We start from the raw sequence: 23,374 nt of genomic DNA on the forward strand, positions 1-23,374 counted from the left end.
CTCGCGGGCGCCGTTTTCAATTCGAATCCCAGGAGAGGGCATGCGCGATTACAAGTGGCTGCACGAATATTGTCTGAACCGCTTCGGTTCGGCGGCCGAGCTGGAAGCCCACCTGCCTGTACCCAAGACCCCGGCGCAGTTACGCAAGATCAGTGATGACCGCTACCTGTCGACATTGGCGCTGCGGGTATTTCGCGCGGGTTTGAAGCACAGCGTGGTAGACGCCAAGTGGCCGGCGTTCGAGCAAGTGTTCTTCGGCTTCGATCCGGAAAAAGTCGTGCTGATGGGCGCCGAACACCTGGAGCGGTTGATGCAGGACACGCGAATCATCCGCCACCTGGGCAAGCTCAAGAGCGTGCCGCGCAATGCGCAGATGATCCTCGACATTGAGCAGGAGAAAGGCAGCTTTGGTGCGTTTGTCGCCGATTGGCCGGTGACCGATATCGTTGGGCTGTGGAAGTACCTGAGCAAGCACGGCCACCAACTGGGCGGGCTGTCAGCGCCGCGCTTTTTGCGCATGGTGGGCAAGGACACGTTTGTGCCGAGTTATGACGTGGTCGCGGCGTTGAACGCGCAGAAAATCGTCGACAAGGCGCCGACCAGCCTGCGCGACCTGGCGGCGGTGCAGGGGGCGTTCAACCAGTGGCATGCCGAGAGCGGGCGGCCGATGTGTCAGTTGTCGATGATGTTGGCCTATACGGTGAATCATTGAGACCGAGGTGAGGCCATCGCAGGCAAGCCAGCTCCCACAGGGGAATGCATTCCAAATGTGGGAGCTGGCTTGCCTGCGATAGCGGACGTCAGGCCGGCAAAGGACCTGCCGCCAACCGCCGATTCAACTGATGCCGCCACCGCACGTACAACAACGCCGTACAAAACACCGCCAGGCTCGCCAGCATCTCCAACACCCCGAACCACTGCCGGTTCGGGTCGTACGCCGCCAGCGCGCCTTTGATGAAATACAGGTTCACCACAAAACACATCCACGAATGCCCGCGCGCGCTGCCTTGCAGCATGCCGGGCGCCAGCACCAGCAGCGGCACCAGTTCGATCAGCAGGATCACCCACGGCCGCGCGCCGTGCAGGTCGGCGACGAACAGGTAGTAAACGCAGAGCAACCCCACCAAGCCCAAAAACGCCAACAGGCTCAGCGTGCGCGCCACCTTGACCCGTGGCGCCAGCCACGCCTGGGAGGGCAGGACCTTAGGCTTCCTGGCCACGGCCGTTCTCCAGCAACCTAGCGGTTTTAGCCAGGCGCAGGCCCAAGGCGCGGCACAGCGTGATTTCGTGTTGATCGAGCATGCGCTTGCCGTCAGGCCCGGCATGGTGGCTGGCGCCATACGGCGTGCCGCCGCCTTGGGTGTCGAGCAATGCCTGTTCGCTGTAGGGCAGGCCGGTGATCAACATGCCGTGGTGCAACAGCGGCAACAGCATCGACATCAGCGTGGTTTCCTGGCCGCCATGCAGGCTGGCGGTGGAGGTAAACACCCCGGCCGGCTTGCCGACGAGGGCGCCGGTGAGCCACAGGTTGCTGGTGCCGTCGATAAAGTACTTGAGCGGCGCGGCCATGTTGCCGAAGCGGGTCGGGCTGCCCAGGGCCAGGCCCGAGCAGTTTTTCAGGTCATCGAGGCTGGCATACAGTGCGCCTTCGTCCGGAATGCTCGGCGCGACGGCTTCGCACTCGGTGGAGATCGCCGGCACGGTGCGCAGTCGGGCCTCCATTGCGCCTTGTTCGATGCCCCGGGCAATGTGCCGGGCCATTTCGCTGACCGAGCCGTTACGGCTGTAGTACAAGACCAGCACATACGGGGCACTCACGGCAGGATCTCCAGCACGTTCTCTGGCGGACGGCCAATGATGGCTTTATTGGTGGTCTCGAGGATCGGGCGTTCCATCAGCTTCGGATGCTCGGCGATGGCGGCGATCAATTGCGCTTCGCTGAGGCTGGCGTCGGCCAGGTTGAGGGTCTTGTATTCGTCTTCGCCGGTGCGCAGCAGTTGGCGCGCGCTGATGCCCAGCTTGCCGAGCAATGCTTTCAGCTGCGCGGCGTTCAGCGGGGTTTCGAGGTAGCGCACCACGGTCGGGGTGAGGCCGCGGGCTTCGAGCAATTCCAGCGCACCGCGGGATTTCGAGCAGCGCGGGTTGTGATAAAGCGTCAGATCGGTCATGTGCGGGTCGCATCTTGCGTAAGGTGGCGGGTATTCTACCCGCGCTGCGGCCCGTCCTTAAACCGTAAGAGGCGATAGGTCGCAGTCAACGTTCATTTTTGCGAAGGATTACCCCATGACTAGGCGACTGATCGGTGCATTGGCGATCATCACAACCCTGCTGCTCAGCGGCTGCGGTAATGACTACGGCGTTGACCAGTATGGCCAGAAAGTGGCGGCCGAACGCTTGGACAAACAGTGGCTGGTGGTCAATTACTGGGCCGAATGGTGTGGCCCGTGCCGCACGGAAATTCCTGAACTCAATGCCTTGGCCGAACAGCTGAAGGCTCAGAACGTGGGGGTGTTCGGGGTCAATTTCGACAACGTGCAGGGTGAAGAGCTGAAAGCCGCCAGTGACAAGCTGGGCATCAAGTTCACCGTGCTGGCGCAGAACCCGGAGGGGATTTTTGATATCCCGCGCAGCGAGGCGTTGCCGGTGACCTACATCATTGATGACAAGGGCAAGGTGCGCGAGCAGCTGATGGGTGAGCAGACGGCGGAAGGGGTGTTGGCTAAGCTCAAGGCTTTACGCGGCTGATTTGGTAGGCGCTGGCTTGCCTGCGATACAGGCGACTCAATGTGTCTGTGGTACCGAGTCGATGTGATCGCAGGCAAGCCAGCTCCCACAGAAAAGCCAATCCGCAGTGAAATCAGCCTTCTTCCAGCCACAGGCGAATCGGCTTGCCCTCGGCCGGCCAGAAGCGCGTTTGTTCAATCGGTGAGATATCCCAGCGCTGCACCCCCTGCAGGGCCTGGAAGAAGCGGTGTTCCTGCTCCATCAAGGCTTCGGCGCACAGCTTGCGGGTGCTGCCGATCTTGCCGAAGCTGATCTTGTCGCCTTCGACGGTGTACGGCGCAAACCAGTGGTTGCAACCGCCATTGCCGTAGGCGCGGCCATCGGTGCCGAGGGTGACGGTCAGGTGCGCGTAATCCATCAACGGCCGCTCACCAATCCATTCCACCACGTAGCTATGATCCCGCTTGAGCTTGACCGCGTCCCCGGCGCAACCCGTCAGGGCCGCCCCGAGGGCGGCGAGCAAGAGCAGGCCTCTCATTGCGCGGCCTTTTGGCATTTCGGGCAGCGGTGCTTGTCGCCTTCGCTGGCCCAGCCCAACTCGGCAATGCGCGCGTTGGCGGCCGGTTGCAGGGGTTCTTTGGTCAGCTTGGTTTCCACCGCAAACTCGAACTCCAGCACCGCATCGCAGCTGTCGCAGTTGACCTTCCAGGTGTGAATCTCCAACTCGCCGAATTTCGGCCCCTGGGCCATGGCGACCCATTGGCCGGCCGGGCGGATGGAGTAGCGTGCGTCACCTTCGACGGTAAGGCGCATCGACAGGGTTTTACTGCCACGCAGGGTGACGATCAGCACGTCGCCATGCTTGATCGAACCACCGTTGCCAGTCACCTGGTAACGGCCCGGCACCAGGGCGCGGCATTCGATCAGGGTGTGTTGCGGGCTCAGCAAGCTGAAGCGGAAATCGTGTTCGGCCATGGATCCTCCAAATAGGCGCGGCATCCTATCACGGGTGCTGGCCTATCATGAGCCTGGTATGTGACCGCTGATCATCCTTCGACAAGGTTCTGCGCCCGGCCATCGGCCCATGCGGCAATGTTGGCCAAGGTGGTGCCGGCGATGGCCGCCAGGGCTTCGCGGGTGAGAAACGCCTGGTGCGCGGTGATGATCACATTGGGAAAGGTCAGCAGGCGTGCGAGTACGTCGTCCTGCAAGGGCAGGTCGGAGCGGTCCTCGAAAAACAGCTGCGCTTCTTCCTCATACACATCCAGCCCGAGGTAGCCGAGTTGGCCCTCCTTGAGTGCCTCGATCAGCGCCGGGGTGTCGACCAACCCGCCACGACCGGTGTTGATCAGCATCGCACCCGGCTGCATCTGGGCCAGGGAGCTGGCGTTGATCAAGTGTTTGCTGTCGGCGGTCAGCGGGCAGTGCAGGCTGATGATCTGCGCATGGGCCAGCAACTCAGGCAGGCTCACGTAGCGCGCCCCCAAGGCCAGGACCTGCGGGTTGGGGAAGGGGTCGTAGGCGAGCAGTTGGCAACTGAAGCCGGCCATGATCTTGGCAAAGGTCGCGCCGATCTGCCCGGTGCCGACCACGCCGACGGTCTTGCCCACCAGGTCGAAACCGGTGAGGCCATGCAGGCTGAAATCGCCGTCGCGGGTGCGATTGTAGGCGCGGTGCAGGCGGCGGTTGAGGGCGAGGATCAGTGCGACCGCATGTTCGGCCACCGCGTGGGGCGAATAGGCCGGCACGCGCACGATGGTCAGGCCCAGGCGCTTGGCGGCGGCCAGGTCAACATGGTTGTAGCCCGCCGAGCGCAGGGCGATCAGCCGCGTGCCGCCCTTGGCCAAGTGCTCCAGCACCGGGGCGCTGAGGTCGTCATTGATAAAGGCGCACACCACTTCGTGATGCTCGGCCAGGGCCACGGTGTCGAGGTTGAGCCGTGCAGGCTGGAATTGCAGCTCCAGGCCGGGTGGCAGCGGTTCGCCGAGAAAACTGTCGCGGTCGTAGGTCTGGCTACTGAAAAGAATGACGCGCATTGGAATGCTCTCTGCACTAACTGACTGACTGAATAAATACATAAACCCTGTGGGAGCTGGCTTGCCTGCGATTACGGCCTGTCAGGCGACGGGGGTTTGGAAAGACCCAAAAGTAAGCGGCCAGCGTGGTTGACGGGGCGCCTGAGATTAAGATCAAAAGCAGATCCAAAGCGGAGCATTAGGCATTGACCCTTGCTTCACTCGCCAGCCGGGCAATCGCCATGTCCAGTTCGTCCAGCGCGTGCAGGGCCTTGGCGTCGTCCTGTTTGAGCAGGGTCTCGGCGCGGTGGCAGGCGGCACGCAGTTGCGGTACGCCGCAGTAACGGGTTGCGCCGTGCAGGCGGTGCACACGTTCGATCAGGGCGTTGTTGTCATTGGCTTCGCGGGCGATGGTGATGGCCAGGCGGTCGGCTTCCAGGGAGGCCAGCAACATGGCGAGCATGTCCGCCGCCAGGTCAGCCTTGCCGGCGGCCAGGCGCAGGCCCTCTTCATGGTCGAGCACCGGCAATTTCACGCCAGGGCCGAGGCCGTCCGTTGGGCGTTCCGGGCCTTGGTTACGCAGGGCCAGGCCGGTCCATTTCAACACCACTTGGGCCAGTTGCCGTTCGCTGATGGGTTTGGTCAGGTAGTCGTCCATGCCGCTTTGCAGCAAGGCGCGCTTTTCGTTGGCCATGGCGTGGGCGGTGAGGGCGACCACCGGCAATGGCGTGCCGCTGCGCTCGCTTTCCCACTGGCGGATCGCCTCGGTGCTTTGGCGGCCGTCCATGCCAGGCATTTGCACGTCCATCAGCACCAGGTCGAAAGTGTCCTGTTTCACGGCGTCGACGGCCGCATACCCGCTTTCCACTGCACGCACCCGCGCGCCCATGTCTTCCAGCAGGGTTTGGACCAGCAGCAGGTTCGCCGGGTTGTCATCCACGCACAATACGCGCGGCGCCCGGCTGGACAGCGGCTCGCCCGGTTCGCTGCGCGATGGTCGCGGGCTGATCAGGTCGGACAGCGCGCGGCGCAGCTTGCGCGTACACGCCGGCTTGGCCTGCAATTGGCTATTGGGGTTGGGTACGGACTGGTTGAACAGCATCTGTTCAGTGGTGGGGCACAGCACCAGCACCTTGCAGCCCAGGTGCTCAAGGTCCCATAGATGCTGGTTGAGGCGCTCGGGCGGGATGTCATTGGCGGTTACGCCAAGTACCGCCAGGTCAATCGCCTGATCGGTCTGATGGGCACTGGTGATGCCGTTGGTCAGGCTTTCCAGACTGTTGAACGGGGTAACTTCCAGGCCGCAGTCTTCCAACTGATGTTGCAGCGCCTGGCGCGCCAGTTCATGGTTTTCCAGCACCGCCACGCGACGGCCGAGCAGCGGCGCGCAAGGCAAATCCTCGACATCGTCACGGGTCTTGGGCAGGTTCAGGCTGATCCAGAACTCCGAACCTTCGCCCGGCGTACTGTCGACGCCGATTTCACCGCCCATCTGCTCGATCAGGCGCTTGGAAATCACCAGGCCCAACCCGGTGCCGCCGGGCTGGCGCGACAGTGAGTTATCGGCCTGGCTGAACGCCTGGAACAACGCGCGCACGTCCTGGCTGGACAGGCCGATGCCGGTGTCCTGCACGCTGATGCGCAGTTGCACGCTGTCTTCCTGCTCGTCCTCGATCATCGCCCTGGCCACGATGGTGCCTTCACGGGTGAACTTGATCGCGTTGCTGATCAGGTTGGTCAGGATCTGCTTCAGGCGCAGCGGGTCGCCGACCAGCGCCAGCGGCGTGTCGCGGTAGACGAGGCTGACCAGCTCCAGCTGTTTGGCATGGGCGGCGGGAGCGAGGATGGTCAGGGTGTCCTGCAGCAAATCGCGCAGGTTGAACGGGATGCTGTCGAGCACCAGCTTGCCGGCTTCGATTTTCGAAAAATCGAGGATCTCGTTGATGATGCCCAGCAGGTTGTCGGCGGACTTTTCGATGGTGCCCAGGTAATCGAGCTGGCGTGGGGTCAGTTCGCTTTTTTGCAGCAGGTGAGTAAAGCCGAGGATACCGTTGAGCGGCGTGCGGATCTCATGGCTCATGTTGGCCAGGAACTCCGACTTGATGCGGCTGGCCTCCAGGGCTTCCTTACGCGCCAGGTCCAGCTCGATGTTCTGGATCTCGATGGTTTCCAGGTTCTGGCGCACGTCTTCGGTGGCCTGGTCGATGCTGTGTTGCAGTTCTTCCTGGGCGTTCTGCAGGGTCTCGGCCATGCGGTTGATGCCCGACGCGAGCTGGTCCAGCTCCTGGCTGCCCAACGCAGGCAAGCGGGTTTGCAGGTTGCCGTCCTTGAGTTGGGCCACCGCCTGCTTGATCTGGCCGATTGGCGAGTTGATCGTGCGGCTGATGCGCAAAGCCAATGCCGCGGTGCAGATCAAGCCGATGGCGATCAGCAGCAGGCTGGCGAACAGGCTGCGGTAGCCGCGCAGCAACATGCCGTTGTGGGAGAGTTCCACCTCGACCCAGCCCAGCAGGCGGTCGGCTTCATCCGGGATCAGGTCGCCCGCAAGGTTGCGATGACGACCAAACACCGGCAGCAGGTAGCGGGTGGCGTCATTGCCGGTGCGCTGCAACAAATGGGAACTGTTGCCGATGGGCGCCTGGTTGAGCATGGTCGGGCCCGCATGGGCCAGGGAGATGCGGTCCGGACTGAGGAACGCCACGGTGCGCACGTCCGGCTGCTCCAGGGATTGAGTGGCGATGCGCTCCAGCAGGTCGGTGTTGCGGGCGCTCAGGGCCGGCGCCACCAGCGGAGCCAATTGCTCCGCGATCATTTCGCCGCGTTGCAGCAATTGGGTCTGCAGTTCCGAGAGCTGCATCCAGGTGAAGTAGCCCCCCAGCAACGAGGCCATCAGGCTGGTCGGTAATAAGGTCAGCAACAGTACGCGGCCTTTTATCCCCATTCTTGTCAGCACGCTACTCTCCTGCTACCACATTGATATCTATGATCGGCACGGGCATCCGGCCCGCGCCACCTGCGCAGTGTAGCCATTTGCGCGGCGTGGAATCTTGCAAATTAATGACATACGGCAATCTTGAAGTCATTTGGCGCCCGGTGGCGATTGCCTGCGGCAAGGCAATCTTGAATAATCGGCCATTGAGAATGACTTGCAGATACTAATGAATCCCGCATCAATCGGCCTGCCCAGTATCCTGACCATCGAAGATGACCCCCGTGCTGGGCGCCTAGGTCCATGAGTACCTGGGGCGCTGTGGGTTCCAGGTGACCTGGTGCCAGAACGGCCAGCAGGGCCTGCAGATGGCGCGGGACAGTGAGCAAGACCTGGCGCAACTGCGCGAGCGGTTGGGGCGTGAGATCGACGCCATGCAGCGCCTAGTCGAAGACAGCCTGCAACTGGCCTGGCTGGACACCGAGCGCGGGCCGCTGCCCCAGGAGGATATCCAGCTTCAGGCGTTATGGGACATGTTGCGCGAAAACGCGTGTTTTGAAAGCGATTGGCCGGCGTCGCGCCTGCCTTGCCTGCTAGGTACGGAGTGCTGGGTACGGGGCAACCTGAATGCGTTGGCCCAGGCCCTGGAAAACATCCTGCGCAACGCTATTCGCCATTCGCCTGTGGGCGGCGTGGTCAGCCTGGATGGCCGGCGTGAAGGGGATTATTGGCATGTGTGGCTGGAGGATCAGGGCGGCGGGATCGATGACGGGGACCTGGAACGGATCTTCGCGCCCTTTACCCGCCTGGACGGTTCACGCCCCGGCGATGGTGGCTTCGGCCTGGGCTTGAGCATTGCCCGCAACGCCGTGCAACGCCAGGACGGCAGCCTGTGGGCGTAAAACACCGGGCAAGGGCTGCGCGTGCATTTGCGCTTGCGGGCCTGCTAAGCGCGGCGTTGTTTGCGCTTTTTCCACTGATGGGCAACCCACCAGCGCCAATAGCCCATGGTCAGGCAGTAGGCGAGGGCGCCCAGCACCAGTCCCAATACCACTGAACCGAGCAGGAACGGCTGCCACAACGTACTCAGTTGCCCGCTGATCCATTCCCAGGTCAGGTCATCGGGCAGGCTGCGGGGTGGCACGTTCATCAGCCAGGCGCCGGTCATGTAGGTGCAGATAAACACCACCGGCATGGTGATCGGGTTGGTCAGCCACACCAGGCTGACCGCGATGGGCATGTTGCCGCGCACGGTAATCGCCAGGACGGCCGCCAGCAGCATCTGCAAGGGAATCGGGATAAAGGCCGCGAACAAACCTACGGCCATCGCGCGCGCGACCGAGTGCCGGTTGAGGTGCCAGAGGTTCGGGTCATGCAGCAATGTGCCGAGAAACTGTAATGACTTGTGTTCCCTGATACTGCTGGGGTCAGGCATGTACCGTTTGAATAAGCGCCGTGGCATAAGGGGTCCAGGTCAGTTCGAGGGGCAAGTATGCCCGCATTCTATAAACAGAAAATTCAGACTTTGTGACAAAACATCATAGGCAATGTCGGACGCCCGGCTAAGACTGAGTGGATCACTTGAAAGGGATGATTCATGAGGACAGGGATGTTCGCGTTGGCGCTGGGGTTACTGGCCCTGCGTTTTTTACCGGCATTGCCGCCTGCGGGATGGCTGATCGCCTTGCTGGTGCTGGCGTTGATGCTGTTGCCGTTTCGCACTTACCCACTGGCGTTTTTCCTGCTGGGGCTGAGCTGGGCATGCATCAGTGCGCAGTGGGCGCTGGATGATCGCCTCAAGCCGACCCTGGACGGCCAGACACGTTGGGTGGAGGGGCGAGTCATTGGGCTGCCGCAGCAGACGGGCGAAGGGGTGCGTTTCGAATTGGCCGACAGCCGGTCGCGAAATGCCCGGTTGCCCAAACGCATCCGAGTGTCCTGGCGTGGCGGGCCGCCTGTGCACAGCGGTGAGCGCTGGCGCCTGGCAATCACCCTGAAGCGGCCGGCCGGTCTGCTGAATTTTCACGGATTTGACCAGGAAGCCTGGCTGCTCGCCCAACGTATTGGCGCCACCGGCACGGTGAAGGACGGCGAACGTCTGGCTGCGGCGCGCAGCGCCTGGCGGGATGGCGTGCGCCAGCGCTTGATGGCGGTGGATGCCTTTGGTCGGGAAGCAGGCCTGATCGCCCTGGTGCTGGGAGACGGCTCTGGATTGGCCGCCGCTGATTGGCAGGTGCTACAGGACACCGGCACTGTGCATCTGCTGGTTATATCCGGCCAGCACATCGGCATGCTGGCGGGCTTGATCTACGGGTTGATCGCCGGGTTGGCACGTTATGGGCTCTGGCCCCGAACCTGGCCGTGGCTGCCGTGGGCGTGTGGCCTGGCGTTCACGGCCGCGCTGAGTTACGGCTTGCTGGCCGGGTTTGGCGTGCCGGTGCAGCGCGCCTGTGTGATGGTGGGGCTGGTGTTGTTATGGCGGCTGCGCTTCCGACACCTGGGGCTGTGGTGGCCGTTGCTGTTGGCACTCGATGGGGTGTTGGTCCTGGAGCCGTTGGCCAGTTTACAGTCGGGGTTCTGGTTGTCGTTTGCGGCGGTGGCAGTGCTGATCCTGGCGTTTGGTGGGCGGCTGGGGGCGTGGAGCGTGTGGCAGGCGTGGACCCGCCCCCAGTGGTTGATTGCCGTTGGATTGTTACCTGTCTTGCTGGTGCTGGGGTTGCCCATCAGCCTGAGTGCGCCGCTGGCCAATCTGGTTGCCGTGCCCTGGATCAGCCTGGTGGTGTTACCGCTGGCGTTGCTGGGGACAGCGTTGCTGCCGCTGCCGTTTATAGGGGAGGGAGTGCTATGGCTGGCGGGCGGTGCGTTGGATGGGTTGTTCAAGGGCTTGGCATGGCTTGCCGGACAACTGCCTGCCTGGATTCCGGCCGAGGTACCGCAGCGGTATTGGCTGCTGAGCCTGCTCGGTGCGCTGCTATTGCTATTACCCAAGGGCGTGCCATTTCGTGTGCTGGGCTTGCCGATGCTGTTGCTGGCGGTGTTTCCCCCGCGTGAACTGGTGCCCCATGGGCAAGTGGAGGTGGTGCAGTTGGACGTCGGCCAGGGGCAGTCGCTGATCTTGCGTACTCGCCATCACACCTTGCTCTACGACGCCGGCCCGCGCTCCGGAACCTTTGACCTGGGTGCGCGGGTGGTATTGCCGTCGCTGCAAAAACTCGGGGTAAAGGCGTTAGACATGATGTTGATCAGCCATGCCGATGCGGATCATGCCGGCGGCGCGGGGGCGATTGCCAAGGGGATGCCAATCAAACGCGTGGTGGGCGGGGAAACCGAGGGCCTGCCGGCGTTTCTCGGTACGCAGTCGTGCAACAGTGGCGAGCGATGGACCTGGGACGGTGTGACGTTCGAGCTGTGGCAGTGGCCGGACGCTATCAGTGGCAACCCGAAGTCCTGCGTGTTGCAGGTGCAGGCCAATGGTGAGCGCTTACTGTTGACCGGCGATATCGACCGCGCGGCGGAACAGGCAATGCTCGCCTCACCTCTGGCAGTGCCCACCGATTGGTTGCAGGCGCCACACCATGGCAGTCGCAGTTCTTCGTCCTGGGCGTTTGTGGAACACCTTGCCCCTCGTTCGGTGCTCATTTCACGAGGGCGCAGCAATGCGTTCGGCCATCCGCATCCGCAGGTGATGGCACGCTACCAGCGGTTGGGCAGCCAGGTCTATGACAGCGCCGAGCAGGGCGCCGTGCGCCTGCAACTGGGGGCATTTGCACCACCGGTTGTTGCGCGCAGTCAACGCAGGTTCTGGCGTGAACGGTTACCTTAGGCGCTTGTGGCCGCAGCCGATGGGGTCTGTGGTCGACGAACCTATATGGTAAAGTGGCGCACTTTTTCGAGGGGACATTCACTGTGTGGGAATTGGTCAAATCCGGCGGCTGGATGATGTTGCCGATCATCATGAGTTCTATCGCCGCACTCGGCATCGTCGCCGAACGCCTGTGGACCCTGCGCGCCAGTCGCGTCACCCCCGAGCACCTATTGGGGCAGGTCTGGGCCTGGATCAAGAACAAGCAACTGGACAAGGAAAAACTCAAGGAACTGCGCGCCAACTCCCCGTTGGGTGAAATCCTTGCCGCCGGCCTGGCCAACTCCAAGCATGGTCGCGAGATCATGAAAGAGTGCATCGAGGAGGCTGCCGCCCGTGTCATTCATGAACTGGAGCGCTACATCAATGCCCTCGGCACCATCGCTGCCATGGCGCCGTTGCTCGGTTTGCTGGGGACGGTGCTGGGCATGATCGATATTTTCAGCTCGTTCATGGGCTCCGGCATGACCACCAACGCGGCCGTATTGGCCGGTGGTATCTCCAAGGCGCTGATCACCACGGCAGCGGGCCTGATGGTCGGTATTCCTTCGGTATTCTTCCACCGTTTCCTGCAACGGCGCATCGATGAGCTGGTGGTCGGCATGGAGCAGGAAGCCATCAAGCTGGTGGAAGTCGTGCAGGGTGACCGTGACGTTGATCTGGTTGGGGGCAAAGCGTGAAATTTCGCCGCAAGCAACGGGAAAATGTCGATATCAACCTCGCGTCGCTGATCGACGTGGTGTTTATCCTGCTGCTGTTTTTTGTCGTCACCACCACCTTTACCCGGCAAACCGAGCTGCGCGTTGACCTGCCGGAAGCCGTGAGCGGTTCGCCGGCCGAAGACCAGGAGGTCAAGCAACTGGACATCGCCATCAGCGCCGACGGGGTGTTTTCAGTGAATAACCAGTTGCTCGAAAAGAACGATCTCAACAGCCTGATGGAGGCCTTGCAGAAAGAGTCCGGCGGCGATACCAAGCTGCCGCTGTCGATCAGTGCCGATGGCAAGACCCAGCACCAGGCCGTGATCACTGCCATGGATGCCGCCGGCAAGCTCGGTTTCAGCCACCTGCGCATGACCACCGTTGAGGCAGCGAGCCAACCCTGATGGCCATGTCCGATCGTTTGCTTAAGGCCTGGTACGAGGGCCATCCGGCGCTCACGTTGCTGCGGCCGCTGGAATCCTTGTACCGCCGAGTGGTGCAGCGCAAGCGCGCACGTTTCCTCGCGGGTGAGGGTGAGATCTATCAGTCGCCGGTGCCCGTGGTGGTGGTCGGTAATATCACCGTGGGTGGCACCGGCAAGACCCCGTTGATCCTGTGGTTGATAGAGCACTGCCGACGCAGCGGCTTGCGCGTGGGGGTGGTCAGCAGGGGGTATGGGGCCAAGCCGCCGCAGTTGCCATGGCGGGTTGAAGCCAACCACAGTGCCGAAGTGGCGGGTGACGAACCCTTATTGATCGTGCAGCGCTGCGGCGTACCGTTAGTGATCGACCCCGATCGCAGCCGTGCGGTCAAGGCGCTGCTGGTCAGTGAAACCCTGGACCTGATCCTCTCCGACGATGGCCTGCAGCATTACCGCCTGGCCCGCGACCTTGAATTGGTGCTGATCGACGCCGCCCGTGGCCTGGGCAATCGCCGTTGCCTGCCGGCGGGGCCGTTGCGCGAACCCGTGGAGCGGCTGCAGAGTGTCGATGCGCTGTTGTATAACGGCGCCGCAAGCGACCGAGACGATGGTTTTGCCTTTCGCTTACAGCCTTCCGCACTGGTCAATCTGAAGACCGGCGAGCGCCAGCCGGTCGATCACTTTGCGGCGGGCCAGCAGGTGCATGCGGTCGCCGGTATCGGCAACCCGCAGCGTTTCTTCAACACCCTCGAAACGCTACACTGGCAGCCGATACCCCATGCGTTTGCCGACCACGCGCCGTACAGCGCCGAAGTCCTGAATTTTTCACCGTCATTGCCGCTGGTCATGACCGAAAAGGACGCGGTGAAGTGCCGCGCCTTTGCCCAGCCCGACTGGTGGTACCTTGCGGTGGATGCGCTGCCGTCGCCGGCGTTTGTCGCCTGGTTCGACACGCAGCTGATGCGCCTGTTGCCTGCCCGTCTCTTGCCTTAAATCGCTTCTTTCCAGGAAACACTCATGGACACCAAACTGCTCGATATCCTCGCTTGCCCGATCTGCAAAGGCCCGCTCAAGCTCAGCGCCGATAAAACCGAGCTGATCAGCAAAGGCGCCGGCCTGGCTTACCCGATCCGTGATGGCATCCCGGTAATGCTGGAAAGCGAAGCCCGCACCCTGACCACCGATGAGCGCTTGGATAAATGACCACAGCCTTTACCGTTGTCATTCCCTCCCGCTACGCGTCGACCCGCTTGCCGGGCAAGCCGCTGCAACTAATCGGCGACAAGCCGATGATCCAGTTGGTGTGGGAACAGGCCTGTAAAAGCAGCGCCGAGCGCGTGGTGGTGGCCACCGATGATCCACGCATCATCGAAGCCTGCAAAGGCTTCGGCGCTGAGGCCGTGCTGACTCGCGAAGACCATAACTCCGGCACCGACCGCCTGGCCGAAGTGGCCACGAAACTCGGCCTGGCACCTGATGCCATCGTGGTCAACGTGCAAGGTGACGAGCCGTTGATTCCGCCGAGCGTGATCGACCAAGTGGCCGCCAACCTGGCCGCCCATGGCGAGGCGCGCATGGCGACCCTGGCCGAACCGATTGAAGACATCGACACCTTGTTCAATCCGAACGTGGTGAAAGTGGTCAGCGACATCAATGGCCTGGCGCTGACGTTCAGCCGTTCGACCTTGCCGTGGGCGCGCGATGCTTTCGCCAAGCACCCCGACGTATTGCCGGAAGGCGTGCCGTATCGCCGTCATATCGGCATCTATGCCTACCGTGCCGGTTTCCTGCATGACTTCGTCAGTTGGGGCCCGTGCTGGCTGGAAAACACCGAATCGCTGGAGCAGCTGCGTGCCTTGTGGCACGGCGTGCGCATTCATGTGGGCGATGCGCTGGAAGCGCCGCCGGCGGGTGTCGACACTCCGGAAGACCTTGAGCGCGTCCGTCGCCTGCTGGGGGCCTGATGGAGGTCTTGTTTGTCTGCCTGGGCAATATCTGTCGCTCGCCCACCGCAGAAGGCGTGCTGCGCCATAAATTGCGCGAAGCGGGTTTGGCAGGGCAGGTCGAGGTCGCGTCCGCCGGTACGGGTGAATGGCATATTGGCAACCCACCGGATAAGCGCAGCCAACGTGCGGCGCTGGTGCGCGGCTATGACTTGTCGGCCCAGCGGGCCCAGCAGGTCTCCCGCGCCGACTTTGCGCGCTATGACCTGATCCTGGCCATGGACCACAGCAACCTGCGCAACCTCAAGGCCATGCAGCCGGGCCAGGGCACAGCGGAGCTGGACCTGTTCCTGCGCCGCTACGACGGCGAAGTGGACGAAGTGCCAGACCCTTATTACGAAGGTGAACAAGGCTTCGAGCGGGTCCTGGACCTGATCGAACGCGCCTGTGATTTATTGGTGATCGAATTGAAGGGGCGGTTATGACCTTGCAGGTGCTCTCACAGGTATCGCTCAAGCCCTTCAATAGCTTTGGCATCGACGTACGCGCCCAGTTGTTCGCCGAGGCTCACAGCGACGATGACGTCCGCGAGGCCCTGGCTTATTCAGCCGCACATGCGGTGCCACTGCTGGTGATCGGTGGTGGCAGCAACTTGCTGCTGACCCAGGACATTCCTGCGCTGGTCTTGCGCATGGCGACCCAAGGCATCCGCGTGGTCCACGATGACGGCACGCAGGTGGTGGTCGAGGCGCAAGCGGGCGAAGCCTGGCACCCCTTCGTGCTATGGACCCTGGAACAGGGTTTCTGCGGCCTGGAAAATCTCAGCCTCATCCCCGGTACTGTTGGCGCAGCACCGATGCAGAACATCGGCGCCTACGGCGTGGAGATCAAGGACGTATTCGCCGGGCTGACCGCCCTGGATCGCCACACCGGCGAACTGCGCGAATTCAGCCTGGAAGAATGCAACTTTGCCTACCGTGACAGCCTGTTCAAGCACGAAACCGGCCGCTGGCTGATCCTGCGGGTGCGCTTTGCCCTGAGCCGCACCAGCCACCTGAAACTTGACTACGGCCCGGTGCAGCAGCGCCTGGCGGGGCAGGGGATCACTGAAGCGACGCCGAGTGACGTCAGCCGTGCGATCTGCAGCATCCGCCGCGAAAAACTGCCGGACCCGGCAGAGCTTGGCAATGCGGGAAGCTTCTTCAAGAACCCATTGGTGTCCCAGGTGTTGGCAGCTGAGCTGCAGGCGCTGTACCCGGACCTGGTGGCTTATCCGCAGCCCGATGGGCAGATGAAGCTCGCGGCCGGTTGGCTGATCGACAAGGCTGGCTGGAAAGGCTTTCGTGAGGGGGATGCAGGTGTGCACAAACTGCAGGCGCTGGTGTTGGTCAACTATGGCGGTGCCTCGGGGCACGATATTGCCAACCTGGCTCAGCGGATCCAGCAGGATATTGCGCAGCGTTTCAAGGTTGATCTGGAGATGGAACCCAACAAATACTGAAACCGGCTCTTAACAGCCTAAAAACAAAAATGCCCCGTATCTTTCGATACGGGGCATTTTTATTGCGTTAACTAATCAATCGTCGCGGCTCATGATGCCGAAGATCTGCAACAGGCTGATAAACAGGTTGTAGATCGACACATACAGGCTCACGGTCGCCATGATGTAGTTACGCTCACCGCCGTGGATGATGGCGCTGGTCTGGAACAGGATGCACACCGAGGAGAACAGCACAAAACCCGCGCTGATCGCCAGTTGCAGGCCACTGATCTGGAAGAACATACCTGCAACCACAGCCGCCAGCAGCACAAAGAAGCCTGCGGTGATGAAGCCACCCAGGAAGCTCATGTCCTTACGGGTGATCAGCACGTAGGCCGACAGACCACCAAACACCAGGGCCGTCATGGCAAACGCCGAGCTGACCACTTCCGCACCGCCGGCCATGCCGAGGTAACGGTTGAGGATCGGGCCGAGGATAAAGCCCATGAAACCGGTCAAGGCAAACGCCGACACCAAGCCCCAGGCCGAGTCGCGCAGCTTGTTGGTCAGGAAGAACAGCCCGTAGAAGCCGATCAGCACGACAAAGATGTTCGGGTAGCCGACGCGCATCTGCTGAGCCACAAACGCCATTACGCCGCTGAATGCGAGGGTAAGGGCGAGCAAGCCATAGGTGTTGCGCAACACGCGGCTGACTTCAAGCTGCTCAGCCTGCGCGTTGCCATTCACTGCGTAATTCTGTTCGCGCATGGCGACACTCCTTCGGTTTTGAAACGTTCAGTCGCAAAGATCATAACAGACGCTCTGTAACAAGCGATGCCGAGAGTTTGACAGTGTGTTTCATTCGGGTATTATGGCGCCCGCTGAGACAGGATGGGCTACTATAATCCTGTGATGCACAAGGGAAATTGGCAGAGTGGTTGAATGCACCGGTCTTGAAAACCGGCGGACGTTAATAGCGTCTCCAGGGTTCGAATCCCTGGTTTCCCGCCAAGATTCACACGAAAGCCTCGCGAAAGCGGGGCTTTTGTGTTTCTGGGGTTTGGTAAAGCTATCAGCGTACAGGCTGATAGTTTCCGCATCCTTTCAGGCGGTTTCCGCAACTCGTTGCAAATTGCGGTCAGCGAGTCGGCTTCACGATCTCCCCAACGCGTCGATATACGGTCTCGGTTATCCGCTTATCTGTGTGTCCCAGGAGCCGGCTTGCATCTCCTAGGTCGAGGATCTCGCTTGCGGCCTTGGGGCGGATGTCGCGGAACTGGAACTTTCGAATGCTGGCTGCCAACACTCATCAATACAGGTCGACGTGGGCGTGTGCCGAACGGTGCGCAGGATCGCCAAGCACTGTACGAAAGAGCTCTGAAGGTGCTGCCATGACGCCCGTGAATTGCCTGGCGTCGATCCTGCTGGCGATGGTGGTCAGCGCTGGTGGAACTTGGCGCGTACAGGATTGGCGTTATAGGGAAAAGCTGGCTGGCATTGGCGAGGCCCAAGCGCTTGCTATCACCGAGGCTGGCAATGTGGCCCGGAAAGAAGAACAGCGCCGTCAGGCTCAAGTTAATAAGGAAGCAAGCGATGCGCGAGAACAGAACAACGTCAGGTGATTTTCGCGCTCACCACCCTCTGTCGGGGGACACGCGCATCCGAAGAGAGTTACCGCAGTCAGTAGGCAGGTTGCAGCAGCGCGAACAAGAGCAAAGGACATGAGGGTGGGCTTCCTTGCGAGTAAAAATTTGCTCACCAACACCGGCAATGTGCCACTTTTTCAGGCTTTAGAGAGCGTCCCTGACAACCCAAACTACTAGAGTCGCTATGGGGCGTGATATCGTTTTGCCTCTATTGGTGGAGGCAGCAGATGAACGTCAAAAACTGGCAGGGATGGGAGCCTGAGTGGTTAAAGCTCATGGAACACTATAAGAGCGCACCTGTTGTCCCCGGGGCATATATTATTTGCGCAGACAGGGCGCTCAATCGCGCGATAGGCGTGGATGAGAACGGAATATTGACCATTGGAGAGTCAGATAATCTTAGGCGCCGCCTCTCTGCATTTGTTCGATGCGCAAAAAATCCTGGAGCAGCCGGGCATATGGCTGGCTGGCGTTTCAACTATGCGGCGTTTGAGAAAGTCTTCCCTCTAGAAACGCTTTGGGTGAGTTGGTATCCGACTTCTGATAAAGCGGCTGCGTACGCGAAGGAAGGGGAAATGCTGGCGTTGTATCTGGCTGAACATTACGAGCTGCCTCCGCTGAATTACAAGTTCAATTGGCCAAGGATTGAAGAGTAACGGCACTCGCTTTGCTCACTAGCCCGGTGGTCGGCTGTCGGTATGCCGCAGTAAGCGACTGGCTCCGTGCAAACCCAGAATTTTGCTGGCTGTTATCGGACGAATACCGTGGTAGCGATTGGGTATAGGTTGATGTATTACTACGCAAACTAATTTGAAGGATCAAAGCAATGCGTTTTTTGATTGGCTCATTGATGTTGCTCACCTCTGCTGTAGCGCTCGGCGATGAAGCCCAAATGAAGCAGTGGGAAAAGATGGATCGCTGCTCGAATGCGGCCTTTATCGCGGTACAGATCCTGGAGGAAAGCGCGGACACCTCCAAGCAGGCGCTGGCGCTACATGGAGCGGTAGAAGGGCTCAAAACCAACACAACGTTGAAAGAAGCTACACCCACTGGAAATGAAGTCAGGGGTGCCTACAACTTTGCTCTCCGGATTTCTTACGGGATGCCTCGGCCCTTCGCGAAGCGTGAGCATGATTGGCTCATTGCCCAAGCTGCGACTTCGTGCACTTTATGGGTTCCAAGCGTTAGCGCCCAGTAATCATAGCGAGTGGATGGCTGGCGCTTCCTTGAGTCAGCATCGAGGGTGTGCGTCATTGGTAATACCTACGCTGCACCCCTGGAGCCTGCTGGATGAATCCTCAAAGCCCACCTCGCCATGTCGCAACGACTCAAGTCGCGCCAGGCACTCAAGCCCCTGTCGTCCACCCACCTATTTGGCATAGTGGTCCGGATTTACCGATCATTGGCAGCACGGGTTCGGGCACTTTGGGTTTCTGCTTTGCGCTGCTTATGTTGTTGCCGGCTTTTGGCCTGGCGATATTGCTTCTTCTCGGACTTGGCGCGATGCAGGATGTGCCGTCCAGCGATGAGTCGAGTTTTACGACGTCGTCGCTCATCCTGTTCCTGCTTGGTTTTGTTGTGCTCATGGGGCTGGTCTTCGGGTGGTTTTTCTCTGCGCCTAGCGTGCAAGCCTTCACGTTTGACGAAGGTCAGCAACTGCTTACCCTCACGGTCACCTGTCGCGGCCGTAAACCCTCCGAATTGCGCGTGCCGTTTAGCGACATCCTTTATATCTGCCCCTACCAGCTCGCCATGTTTGATCGCGATGGCCATTTTAGCGTTGTGTATAAGGGGCCGAAGGACAAAGTGTTCGAATACCGATTTGCTGAGGGTACTTCTCTGGAAGAAATCGAATTTCATTCGGCGTGGTTGCGAGGAATAATTGGCGAACGGATGCATGAACTACTGAATCTGGACAAATGAACGAAGCACGTGGGTAATTCACTCCACCTGACCACACATTTGCATTCGACTTGACCAGTCATTTGCATCGGGTTTGACCAGTACACTGGGTGGCCCTAACTGGCAGAAATCGGCCAGAAGCAGCCTTTCATGATCGGCTGTTAGCCACCTGTAACCTCGCGCTGCACCCGGATCGCGACCCATCGTCCGGCTTTGCGAAATGTCAGGCAAGCCATACCATACCTTCACGTCATCAAAGGCTAATGGAATGGCACTACAACTCAGACAAGCACGTGTTACCGATCTTCCGGCCATCTACAGAGGCGAGGAGAGCTATATCCGCTGTTGGGAGCCCGAGCATGAAGCATCGTGGCGAGCCCAACTGGAACGGCACCTGACGCGTTGGGTAGAGAATTTTGAACGTCTGAACGTCGCGTTCATGGGTAATGCCTTCGCAGGTTACTCACTCTGGATACCTGAGCAGAGTTACGCAGAACTTTGCACTATCCATGTAAGTCCAGAACATCGGCGTAGCGGGGTGGGAATGGCCCTCTTGGAAGCCTATGCACTGGACGCGGCACGGCACGGATTTACGCAGTTGCGGTTGAGTGTGCGACCTGATAACCCCGCGAAGAGGATGTACGAGAAGGCAGGGTTTTTATGCACCGGTACCGGTGCCCATGATTACCTGACGTATAAGCGCCAAGCGTGAGGGGTGTTCGGTGCGGGTCCGCTTCTGGCCCAAAACAGTCACGATGTATTTCGTAAATCGTTGGGCAATGCTGTGGCTTGCCTTCATTCGACAGGATGCTTGGGAGGGCAAAAACGGTTCCCAAACTCAAAACGCCCCCCCCTGCAGAATGCGGTCTGTAGACTGACCGGTTGCCATGAGTAATGGAACGCCGACGGCCTTCAGGGCGTCGGCCCGCTTGAATTTGCCTATCGGTCTTGAAAACCGGCGGATGTTAATAGCGTCTCCAGGGTTCGAATCCCTGGTTTCCCGCCAAGATTCAAACGAAAGCCTCGCGAAAGCGGGGCTTTTGTGTTTCTGGGGTTTGGTGGCGGAACACGGTTTTTCGTAGGCGTTCCGAAACGTTGCCTATTTGAAAGGCTTGGCGATTGCACCTATTGCATGAGTCGCCTCATCTTGCCCTGCGATCCGAACACGGCACAATGAGGGTGCATGCTCAGCTTGGACCCACCGCAATTGTCCCGTTAAATCTGTGGCTTTTCTGACGAGCTTTTACTCGTCATCTCTTTGTTTTTTTACTATTATCACTCACCTGCGCACTCAAGGAAGAGAGGCTGAGCGCCTTGAGTCTGGTAGAAAATTTATACTCGATCATCGAGTGAGTTATTACTTTTACCCAGAACCTAACGACTCAGCCAACCATAATTACGTCTTGGTGAAACCGATGTATAAACTGTGTGGCATCGCTGTAGTGGTAGGACTTGCCCTCTCTGGATGCGCTACGAAAACGCCAGAAAAATCTAACGTGACTCCACCTCCTGCCGTCGTCCAGGAAGCCCCCCCTGAAGTCGCGCCTTCGACACCACCTAATTGGACTGTGCGATATGAGGCTGCACCTGCGGGCGCCAGTGCTGACTCCCACGTCCCTGCCTCTGCGGAAGCTGCTCAGTCAGAATCAGAAACAGACTTAAATCAAAATCGCGCAGAGCAATGCCGTAAAGAACTGGACGTTTTGAAGGTTTACAACAAAGCGTCTTACGTTAAATACGAGGCGGAGTACCAAGCCATTGCTGCCAAGACCGCTAAATATATGGAAATCAAAGACTCATTAGGTCCTGACTTGAACTACATGGTTATGCCCGCTTATCAATTTCAAATTCGTGAGTTCTGCTTCCGCGTTAAGACCCGTCTATCGGAACTTGTGCTTCGCCAAGCCAAATAGCCTCGTGCATGATGGTCAGCAAGCGGTTCTTCACCCGTAAGGCTGAAAAGCCCTTTGATTTATCCAAGACCATAAAAGCCAATGCCCCGACTCGTCGGGGCATTGGCTCTTTACCGACGCGGGTTGCGAGACCCTACGCTACGGTGTACTTCATATCTTCACTCACTCGCAACCCGCAGCCTCTTCACCCGATACATCTCCCCATCCGCATGACTCAACAGCGTATCCGCATCCTCTCCATCCTCCGGATAAAACGCCACGCCGACGCTGCAAGACGGCATTTTCACTCCGCCAAACTCGGCTCCCAGTGGCTCAGCCATGACCGCAAGTATCTGCGCCACCTTCCCGGCAACCGCATCCGGCGACTGGATATCCGTGATCAGTACCGTGAATTCATCACCGCCCATCCGGGCCACTAGATCTCCTTCGCGCGCACAGCGCTCTAGCCGTCGTGCAATCACACAGAGCACGCGATCGCCCATGGCATGACCATGCACATCGTTGATGCACTTGAAGTCGTTGATGTCCAGAAACAGCAACGCCAAGCTCCGGTCATGGCTCTGTGCACTTTGCAGCGCACTGTCGAGCCGATCGTTGAACAGCGATCGGTTGGTGAGGGCCGTCAGCGGGTCATGATGGGCGAGGAAGCGTAACTCTTCCTCGGCCTGGGTGAGCGCCGTTACGTCCCGCGCGACACCGATCCGCGCACCGACTTCTTTGGACCAGAAGGCCGCCCACAAAATGTGTACGACGCTGCCATCCTTGCGCAGATAACGGTTGCGGAAGTCGACGTGGGCTTGGCCATTCATGACCCGAACTATTGAAGCGCGGGTGCGCGCGAGGTCTTCAGGGTGCATGTAGTGGATGATCAGGGTGCCGATCAGCTCTTCGGCGCGGTAGCCGAGCAGTGACTCACAGGCGTCGCTCACGAAGACAATCTGGTTGTCGCTGTCGACGACGAATACCGTATCCAGCATCAAGTGGATCAGTTTTGGATAGAGCGCTTGTAGGTCAACGGGCATGGGGCATTGGGCGTCCGGTTCAGATGGCCTGATCATAGCCCGATCATGACGGGCGGCGGCGGGGAGTCCTGCGAGTTTTTAATACCGTTCATACTCGTCGAACCCCGGTTATTCAAAACAGGTGCTCACACATATGATCAGGCCCAGCGCCTCACTTGTTCGCTAAGCTGACCCGCCAAACGGCGTCTGCATTTATTGGCGCCTACTGCAAGCACGAGCCATGGCTCATCAATGGCGCTTGTTCTTATGCTTGTGCTTATTGTTGCCTTTGTGCTTTTTCCCGTCAGATCGATGATTGCTCTCATCATCCGCCAGGTTGTTGCCGAGCGCGCCACCTGCAGCGCCACCGAGACCCGCTCCGATAGTCGAACCAGTTGTGCCGCCCAGACGATTGCCTATAAGTGACCCACCCGCAGAGCCAACTCCGCCGCCTATCGCAGCTTCTGTCCTCTTACCCTTCTGGGCACCGACTGCTCCACCGGCGGCCCCCCCTAAGCCTGCGCCTACCGCTGCACCCGTTGAGCCGCCAAGCTGTTGGCCGACGATATTGCCAAGTGCACCACCAACGCCACCTCCAAGAGCGGCTGTACCATCACCGGCGGCTATCGCTCCTTGCGATATCAGAACACCCAACACCAGGGCGGGTAGTGTCATTTTCATTTTGTGAACCTCTATGGGCTGTCAGCAGGCGTTAATCTTTAAAGCACGCTTGGGATTAAAACAAAAGCTCGAAGTTCTGCGCGGGCGGCATATGGCAAGCATGCTGGCCCCCGACTCGCGAAATTAAATCTGACATTGAAACGCAGATGCCGACCT

27 protein-coding genes, 1 tRNA gene and 2 pseudogenes are annotated in these 23,374 nt (G+C 60.0%); 18 read left to right on the forward strand and 12 right to left on the reverse strand.

Annotated features, from left to right (window positions below; genetic code table 11):
- Window positions 1-40 precede the first annotated feature (40 nt).
- A complete protein-coding gene (locus BFP95_RS27850) occupies window positions 41-712 on the forward strand; it encodes a DNA-3-methyladenine glycosylase I (protein ID WP_065872088.1) in 672 nt (223 codons plus the stop codon).
- Window positions 713-800: 88 nt separating this feature from the next.
- On the opposite strand, the gene BFP95_RS27855 is transcribed toward BFP95_RS27850, so the two are convergent.
- The 3 genes from BFP95_RS27855 to arsC are packed head-to-tail and all read right to left on the reverse strand — an operon-like array spanning window position 801 to window position 2,168.
- Entirely contained in the window at window positions 801-1,220 is a 420-nt protein-coding gene (locus BFP95_RS27855; RefSeq protein ID WP_065881909.1) for a DUF2069 domain-containing protein, read from the reverse strand.
- Window positions 1,204-1,818 (reverse strand): NAD(P)H:quinone oxidoreductase, encoded by a 615-nt coding sequence (wrbA, locus tag BFP95_RS27860; protein WP_065872090.1) that lies wholly within the window; start codon window positions 1,816-1,818, stop codon window positions 1,204-1,206. The genes BFP95_RS27855 and wrbA overlap by 17 nt, the downstream gene beginning before the upstream one ends.
- Window positions 1,815-2,168, reverse strand: coding sequence for an arsenate reductase (glutaredoxin) (gene arsC / locus BFP95_RS27865; protein WP_065881911.1), 354 nt, complete (start codon window positions 2,166-2,168; stop codon window positions 1,815-1,817). Before arsC ends, wrbA begins: the two co-directional genes overlap by 4 nt.
- 115 nt (window positions 2,169-2,283) lie before the next feature.
- Between arsC and BFP95_RS27870 the strand changes: the two genes are divergently transcribed.
- The gene (locus tag BFP95_RS27870; RefSeq protein ID WP_049712698.1) at window positions 2,284-2,745 is read left to right on the forward strand and encodes a TlpA disulfide reductase family protein; all 462 of its coding nucleotides are present in this window, start codon (window positions 2,284-2,286) and stop codon (window positions 2,743-2,745) included.
- A 112-nt stretch (window positions 2,746-2,857) separates the two neighbouring features.
- Here BFP95_RS27870 and BFP95_RS27875 read toward each other — a convergent pair whose 3' ends face one another.
- From BFP95_RS27875 to BFP95_RS27890, 4 genes are all read right to left on the reverse strand, one after another.
- Window positions 2,858-3,262 (reverse strand): META domain-containing protein, encoded by a 405-nt coding sequence (locus BFP95_RS27875; protein WP_065911003.1) that lies wholly within the window; start codon window positions 3,260-3,262, stop codon window positions 2,858-2,860.
- Window positions 3,259-3,699 (reverse strand): hypothetical protein, encoded by a 441-nt coding sequence (locus BFP95_RS27880; RefSeq protein ID WP_065872093.1) that lies wholly within the window; start codon window positions 3,697-3,699, stop codon window positions 3,259-3,261. The genes BFP95_RS27875 and BFP95_RS27880 overlap by 4 nt, the downstream gene beginning before the upstream one ends.
- 71 nt (window positions 3,700-3,770) lie before the next feature.
- Window positions 3,771-4,760: a 2-hydroxyacid dehydrogenase gene (locus tag BFP95_RS27885; protein ID WP_065911004.1), complete on the reverse strand. Its 990-nt coding sequence runs from the start codon at window positions 4,758-4,760 to the stop codon at window positions 3,771-3,773.
- 178 nt (window positions 4,761-4,938) lie between these two features.
- The gene (locus tag BFP95_RS27890; RefSeq protein ID WP_065881915.1) at window positions 4,939-7,692 is read right to left on the reverse strand and encodes a response regulator; all 2,754 of its coding nucleotides are present in this window, start codon (window positions 7,690-7,692) and stop codon (window positions 4,939-4,941) included.
- 338 nt (window positions 7,693-8,030) lie between these two features.
- On the opposite strand from BFP95_RS27890, the pseudogene BFP95_RS27895 reads away from it, so the two are divergent.
- A pseudogene (locus BFP95_RS27895) lies at window positions 8,031-8,570 on the forward strand (ATP-binding protein); the annotation flags it as partial.
- A gap of 44 nt (window positions 8,571-8,614) precedes the next feature.
- Here BFP95_RS27895 and BFP95_RS27900 read toward each other — a convergent pair.
- Window positions 8,615-9,130 (reverse strand): DUF2062 domain-containing protein, encoded by a 516-nt coding sequence (locus tag BFP95_RS27900; RefSeq protein WP_012724913.1) that lies wholly within the window; start codon window positions 9,128-9,130, stop codon window positions 8,615-8,617.
- Window positions 9,131-9,265: 135 nt separating this feature from the next.
- On the opposite strand from BFP95_RS27900, the gene BFP95_RS27905 reads away from it, so the two are divergent.
- The 8 genes from BFP95_RS27905 to murB all read left to right on the forward strand — a co-directional run bounded on the left by BFP95_RS27905 (window position 9,266) and on the right by murB (window position 16,096).
- Entirely contained in the window at window positions 9,266-11,491 is a 2,226-nt protein-coding gene (locus BFP95_RS27905) for a DNA internalization-related competence protein ComEC/Rec2 (RefSeq protein WP_256534335.1), read from the forward strand.
- A gap of 83 nt (window positions 11,492-11,574) precedes the next feature.
- Window positions 11,575-12,210, forward strand: a complete 636-nt coding sequence (locus BFP95_RS27910) for a MotA/TolQ/ExbB proton channel family protein (RefSeq protein ID WP_033896796.1) — start codon at window positions 11,575-11,577, stop codon at window positions 12,208-12,210.
- Window positions 12,207-12,635: an ExbD/TolR family protein gene (locus BFP95_RS27915; protein WP_065872098.1), complete on the forward strand. Its 429-nt coding sequence runs from the start codon at window positions 12,207-12,209 to the stop codon at window positions 12,633-12,635. Before BFP95_RS27910 ends, BFP95_RS27915 begins: the two co-directional genes overlap by 4 nt.
- On the forward strand, window positions 12,635-13,645 hold the full coding sequence (lpxK, locus tag BFP95_RS27920) for a tetraacyldisaccharide 4'-kinase (protein ID WP_065911005.1): 1,011 nt from the start codon (window positions 12,635-12,637) through the stop codon (window positions 13,643-13,645). The genes BFP95_RS27915 and lpxK overlap by 1 nt, the downstream gene beginning before the upstream one ends.
- A gap of 24 nt (window positions 13,646-13,669) precedes the next feature.
- The gene (locus BFP95_RS27925) at window positions 13,670-13,855 is read left to right on the forward strand and encodes a Trm112 family protein (protein WP_003174668.1); all 186 of its coding nucleotides are present in this window, start codon (window positions 13,670-13,672) and stop codon (window positions 13,853-13,855) included.
- Window positions 13,852-14,616 carry a 3-deoxy-manno-octulosonate cytidylyltransferase gene (gene kdsB, locus BFP95_RS27930; protein WP_065881922.1) on the forward strand — a complete coding sequence of 255 codons (765 nt, stop codon included), beginning with the start codon at window positions 13,852-13,854 and terminating at the stop codon, window positions 14,614-14,616. Before BFP95_RS27925 ends, kdsB begins: the two co-directional genes overlap by 4 nt.
- Window positions 14,616-15,080 carry a low molecular weight protein-tyrosine-phosphatase gene (locus tag BFP95_RS27935; RefSeq protein ID WP_065872101.1) on the forward strand — a complete coding sequence of 155 codons (465 nt, stop codon included), beginning with the start codon at window positions 14,616-14,618 and terminating at the stop codon, window positions 15,078-15,080. The genes kdsB and BFP95_RS27935 overlap by 1 nt, the downstream gene beginning before the upstream one ends.
- The gene (gene murB, locus BFP95_RS27940) at window positions 15,077-16,096 is read left to right on the forward strand and encodes a UDP-N-acetylmuramate dehydrogenase (RefSeq protein WP_065890784.1); all 1,020 of its coding nucleotides are present in this window, start codon (window positions 15,077-15,079) and stop codon (window positions 16,094-16,096) included. The genes BFP95_RS27935 and murB overlap by 4 nt, the downstream gene beginning before the upstream one ends.
- A gap of 75 nt (window positions 16,097-16,171) precedes the next feature.
- Here murB and BFP95_RS27945 read toward each other — a convergent pair whose 3' ends face one another.
- Window positions 16,172-16,843, reverse strand: a complete 672-nt coding sequence (locus BFP95_RS27945) for a Bax inhibitor-1/YccA family protein (protein WP_003174664.1) — start codon at window positions 16,841-16,843, stop codon at window positions 16,172-16,174.
- Between the two features lie 152 nt (window positions 16,844-16,995).
- On the opposite strand from BFP95_RS27945, the gene BFP95_RS27950 reads away from it, so the two are divergent.
- Window positions 16,996-17,086: transfer RNA gene (locus BFP95_RS27950), tRNA-Ser, on the forward strand.
- Window positions 17,087-17,213: 127 nt separating this feature from the next.
- On the opposite strand, the pseudogene BFP95_RS30170 reads toward BFP95_RS27950, so the two are convergent.
- Window positions 17,214-17,378, reverse strand: a pseudogene (locus BFP95_RS30170) (integrase); the annotation flags it as partial.
- An 88-nt stretch (window positions 17,379-17,466) separates the two neighbouring features.
- On the opposite strand from BFP95_RS30170, the gene BFP95_RS27955 reads away from it, so the two are divergent.
- The 6 genes from BFP95_RS27955 (at window position 17,467) to BFP95_RS30175 (ending at window position 21,536) form a co-directional block, all read left to right on the forward strand.
- Window positions 17,467-17,697 (forward strand): hypothetical protein, encoded by a 231-nt coding sequence (locus BFP95_RS27955; RefSeq protein ID WP_256533060.1) that lies wholly within the window; start codon window positions 17,467-17,469, stop codon window positions 17,695-17,697.
- 251 nt (window positions 17,698-17,948) lie between these two features.
- Window positions 17,949-18,377 (forward strand): hypothetical protein, encoded by a 429-nt coding sequence (locus BFP95_RS27960; protein WP_065911006.1) that lies wholly within the window; start codon window positions 17,949-17,951, stop codon window positions 18,375-18,377.
- 170 nt (window positions 18,378-18,547) lie between these two features.
- Complete coding sequence (locus tag BFP95_RS27965; RefSeq protein WP_225930638.1) at window positions 18,548-18,919, forward strand: hypothetical protein; 372 nt, start codon at window positions 18,548-18,550, stop codon at window positions 18,917-18,919.
- A 92-nt stretch (window positions 18,920-19,011) separates the two neighbouring features.
- On the forward strand, window positions 19,012-19,644 hold the full coding sequence (locus tag BFP95_RS27970; protein ID WP_065911007.1) for a hypothetical protein: 633 nt from the start codon (window positions 19,012-19,014) through the stop codon (window positions 19,642-19,644).
- A 247-nt stretch (window positions 19,645-19,891) separates the two neighbouring features.
- Window positions 19,892-20,335 carry a GNAT family N-acetyltransferase gene (locus BFP95_RS27975; RefSeq protein WP_065890785.1) on the forward strand — a complete coding sequence of 148 codons (444 nt, stop codon included), beginning with the start codon at window positions 19,892-19,894 and terminating at the stop codon, window positions 20,333-20,335.
- 703 nt (window positions 20,336-21,038) lie between these two features.
- Window positions 21,039-21,536 (forward strand): hypothetical protein, encoded by a 498-nt coding sequence (locus BFP95_RS30175; RefSeq protein ID WP_256532868.1) that lies wholly within the window; start codon window positions 21,039-21,041, stop codon window positions 21,534-21,536.
- Window positions 21,537-21,694: 158 nt separating this feature from the next.
- On the opposite strand, the gene BFP95_RS27985 is transcribed toward BFP95_RS30175, so the two are convergent.
- Together BFP95_RS27985 and BFP95_RS27990 are read right to left on the reverse strand one after the other, a co-directional pair.
- Window positions 21,695-22,558 (reverse strand): sensor domain-containing diguanylate cyclase, encoded by an 864-nt coding sequence (locus BFP95_RS27985; RefSeq protein WP_065872228.1) that lies wholly within the window; start codon window positions 22,556-22,558, stop codon window positions 21,695-21,697.
- A gap of 228 nt (window positions 22,559-22,786) precedes the next feature.
- Window positions 22,787-23,218 (reverse strand): glycine zipper domain-containing protein, encoded by a 432-nt coding sequence (locus BFP95_RS27990; protein WP_065872107.1) that lies wholly within the window; start codon window positions 23,216-23,218, stop codon window positions 22,787-22,789.
- Window positions 23,219-23,374: the final 156 nt, after the last annotated feature.

This window comes from Pseudomonas sp. 58 R 12, assembly GCF_900005865.1.
In the GTDB taxonomy this organism is placed as follows: domain Bacteria; phylum Pseudomonadota; class Gammaproteobacteria; order Pseudomonadales; family Pseudomonadaceae; genus Aquipseudomonas; species Aquipseudomonas tritici.

Bases quoted from the DNA above. Each gene is read 5' to 3' on its own strand.
- BFP95_RS27880 (WP_065872093.1), bottom strand. From the start codon at position 3,699: ATGGCCGAACACGATTTCCGCTTCAGCTTGCTGAGCCCGCAACACACC.
- murB (WP_065890784.1), top strand. From the start codon at position 15,077: ATGACCTTGCAGGTGCTCTCACAGGTATCGCTCAAGCCCTTCAATAGC.
- BFP95_RS27875 (WP_065911003.1), bottom strand. From the start codon at position 3,262: ATGAGAGGCCTGCTCTTGCTCGCCGCCCTCGGGGCGGCCCTGACGGGT.
- BFP95_RS27935 (WP_065872101.1), top strand. From the start codon at position 14,616: ATGGAGGTCTTGTTTGTCTGCCTGGGCAATATCTGTCGCTCGCCCACC.
- BFP95_RS27900 (WP_012724913.1), bottom strand. From the start codon at position 9,130: ATGCCACGGCGCTTATTCAAACGGTACATGCCTGACCCCAGCAGTATC.
- lpxK (WP_065911005.1), top strand. From the start codon at position 12,635: ATGGCCATGTCCGATCGTTTGCTTAAGGCCTGGTACGAGGGCCATCCG.
- BFP95_RS27960 (WP_065911006.1), top strand. From the start codon at position 17,949: ATGAACGTCAAAAACTGGCAGGGATGGGAGCCTGAGTGGTTAAAGCTC.
- arsC (WP_065881911.1), bottom strand. From the start codon at position 2,168: ATGACCGATCTGACGCTTTATCACAACCCGCGCTGCTCGAAATCCCGC.
- kdsB (WP_065881922.1), top strand. From the start codon at position 13,852: ATGACCACAGCCTTTACCGTTGTCATTCCCTCCCGCTACGCGTCGACC.
- BFP95_RS27925 (WP_003174668.1), top strand. From the start codon at position 13,670: ATGGACACCAAACTGCTCGATATCCTCGCTTGCCCGATCTGCAAAGGC.
- BFP95_RS27985 (WP_065872228.1), bottom strand. From the start codon at position 22,558: ATGCCCGTTGACCTACAAGCGCTCTATCCAAAACTGATCCACTTGATG.
- BFP95_RS27870 (WP_049712698.1), top strand. From the start codon at position 2,284: ATGACTAGGCGACTGATCGGTGCATTGGCGATCATCACAACCCTGCTG.
- BFP95_RS27965 (WP_225930638.1), top strand. From the start codon at position 18,548: ATGCGTTTTTTGATTGGCTCATTGATGTTGCTCACCTCTGCTGTAGCG.
- BFP95_RS27975 (WP_065890785.1), top strand. From the start codon at position 19,892: ATGGCACTACAACTCAGACAAGCACGTGTTACCGATCTTCCGGCCATC.
- BFP95_RS27955 (WP_256533060.1), top strand. From the start codon at position 17,467: ATGACGCCCGTGAATTGCCTGGCGTCGATCCTGCTGGCGATGGTGGTC.
- BFP95_RS27905 (WP_256534335.1), top strand. From the start codon at position 9,266: ATGAGGACAGGGATGTTCGCGTTGGCGCTGGGGTTACTGGCCCTGCGT.
- BFP95_RS27885 (WP_065911004.1), bottom strand. From the start codon at position 4,760: ATGCGCGTCATTCTTTTCAGTAGCCAGACCTACGACCGCGACAGTTTT.
- BFP95_RS30175 (WP_256532868.1), top strand. From the start codon at position 21,039: ATGTATAAACTGTGTGGCATCGCTGTAGTGGTAGGACTTGCCCTCTCT.
- BFP95_RS27970 (WP_065911007.1), top strand. From the start codon at position 19,012: ATGAATCCTCAAAGCCCACCTCGCCATGTCGCAACGACTCAAGTCGCG.
- BFP95_RS27850 (WP_065872088.1), top strand. From the start codon at position 41: ATGCGCGATTACAAGTGGCTGCACGAATATTGTCTGAACCGCTTCGGT.
- BFP95_RS27990 (WP_065872107.1), bottom strand. From the start codon at position 23,218: ATGAAAATGACACTACCCGCCCTGGTGTTGGGTGTTCTGATATCGCAA.
- BFP95_RS27945 (WP_003174664.1), bottom strand. From the start codon at position 16,843: ATGCGCGAACAGAATTACGCAGTGAATGGCAACGCGCAGGCTGAGCAG.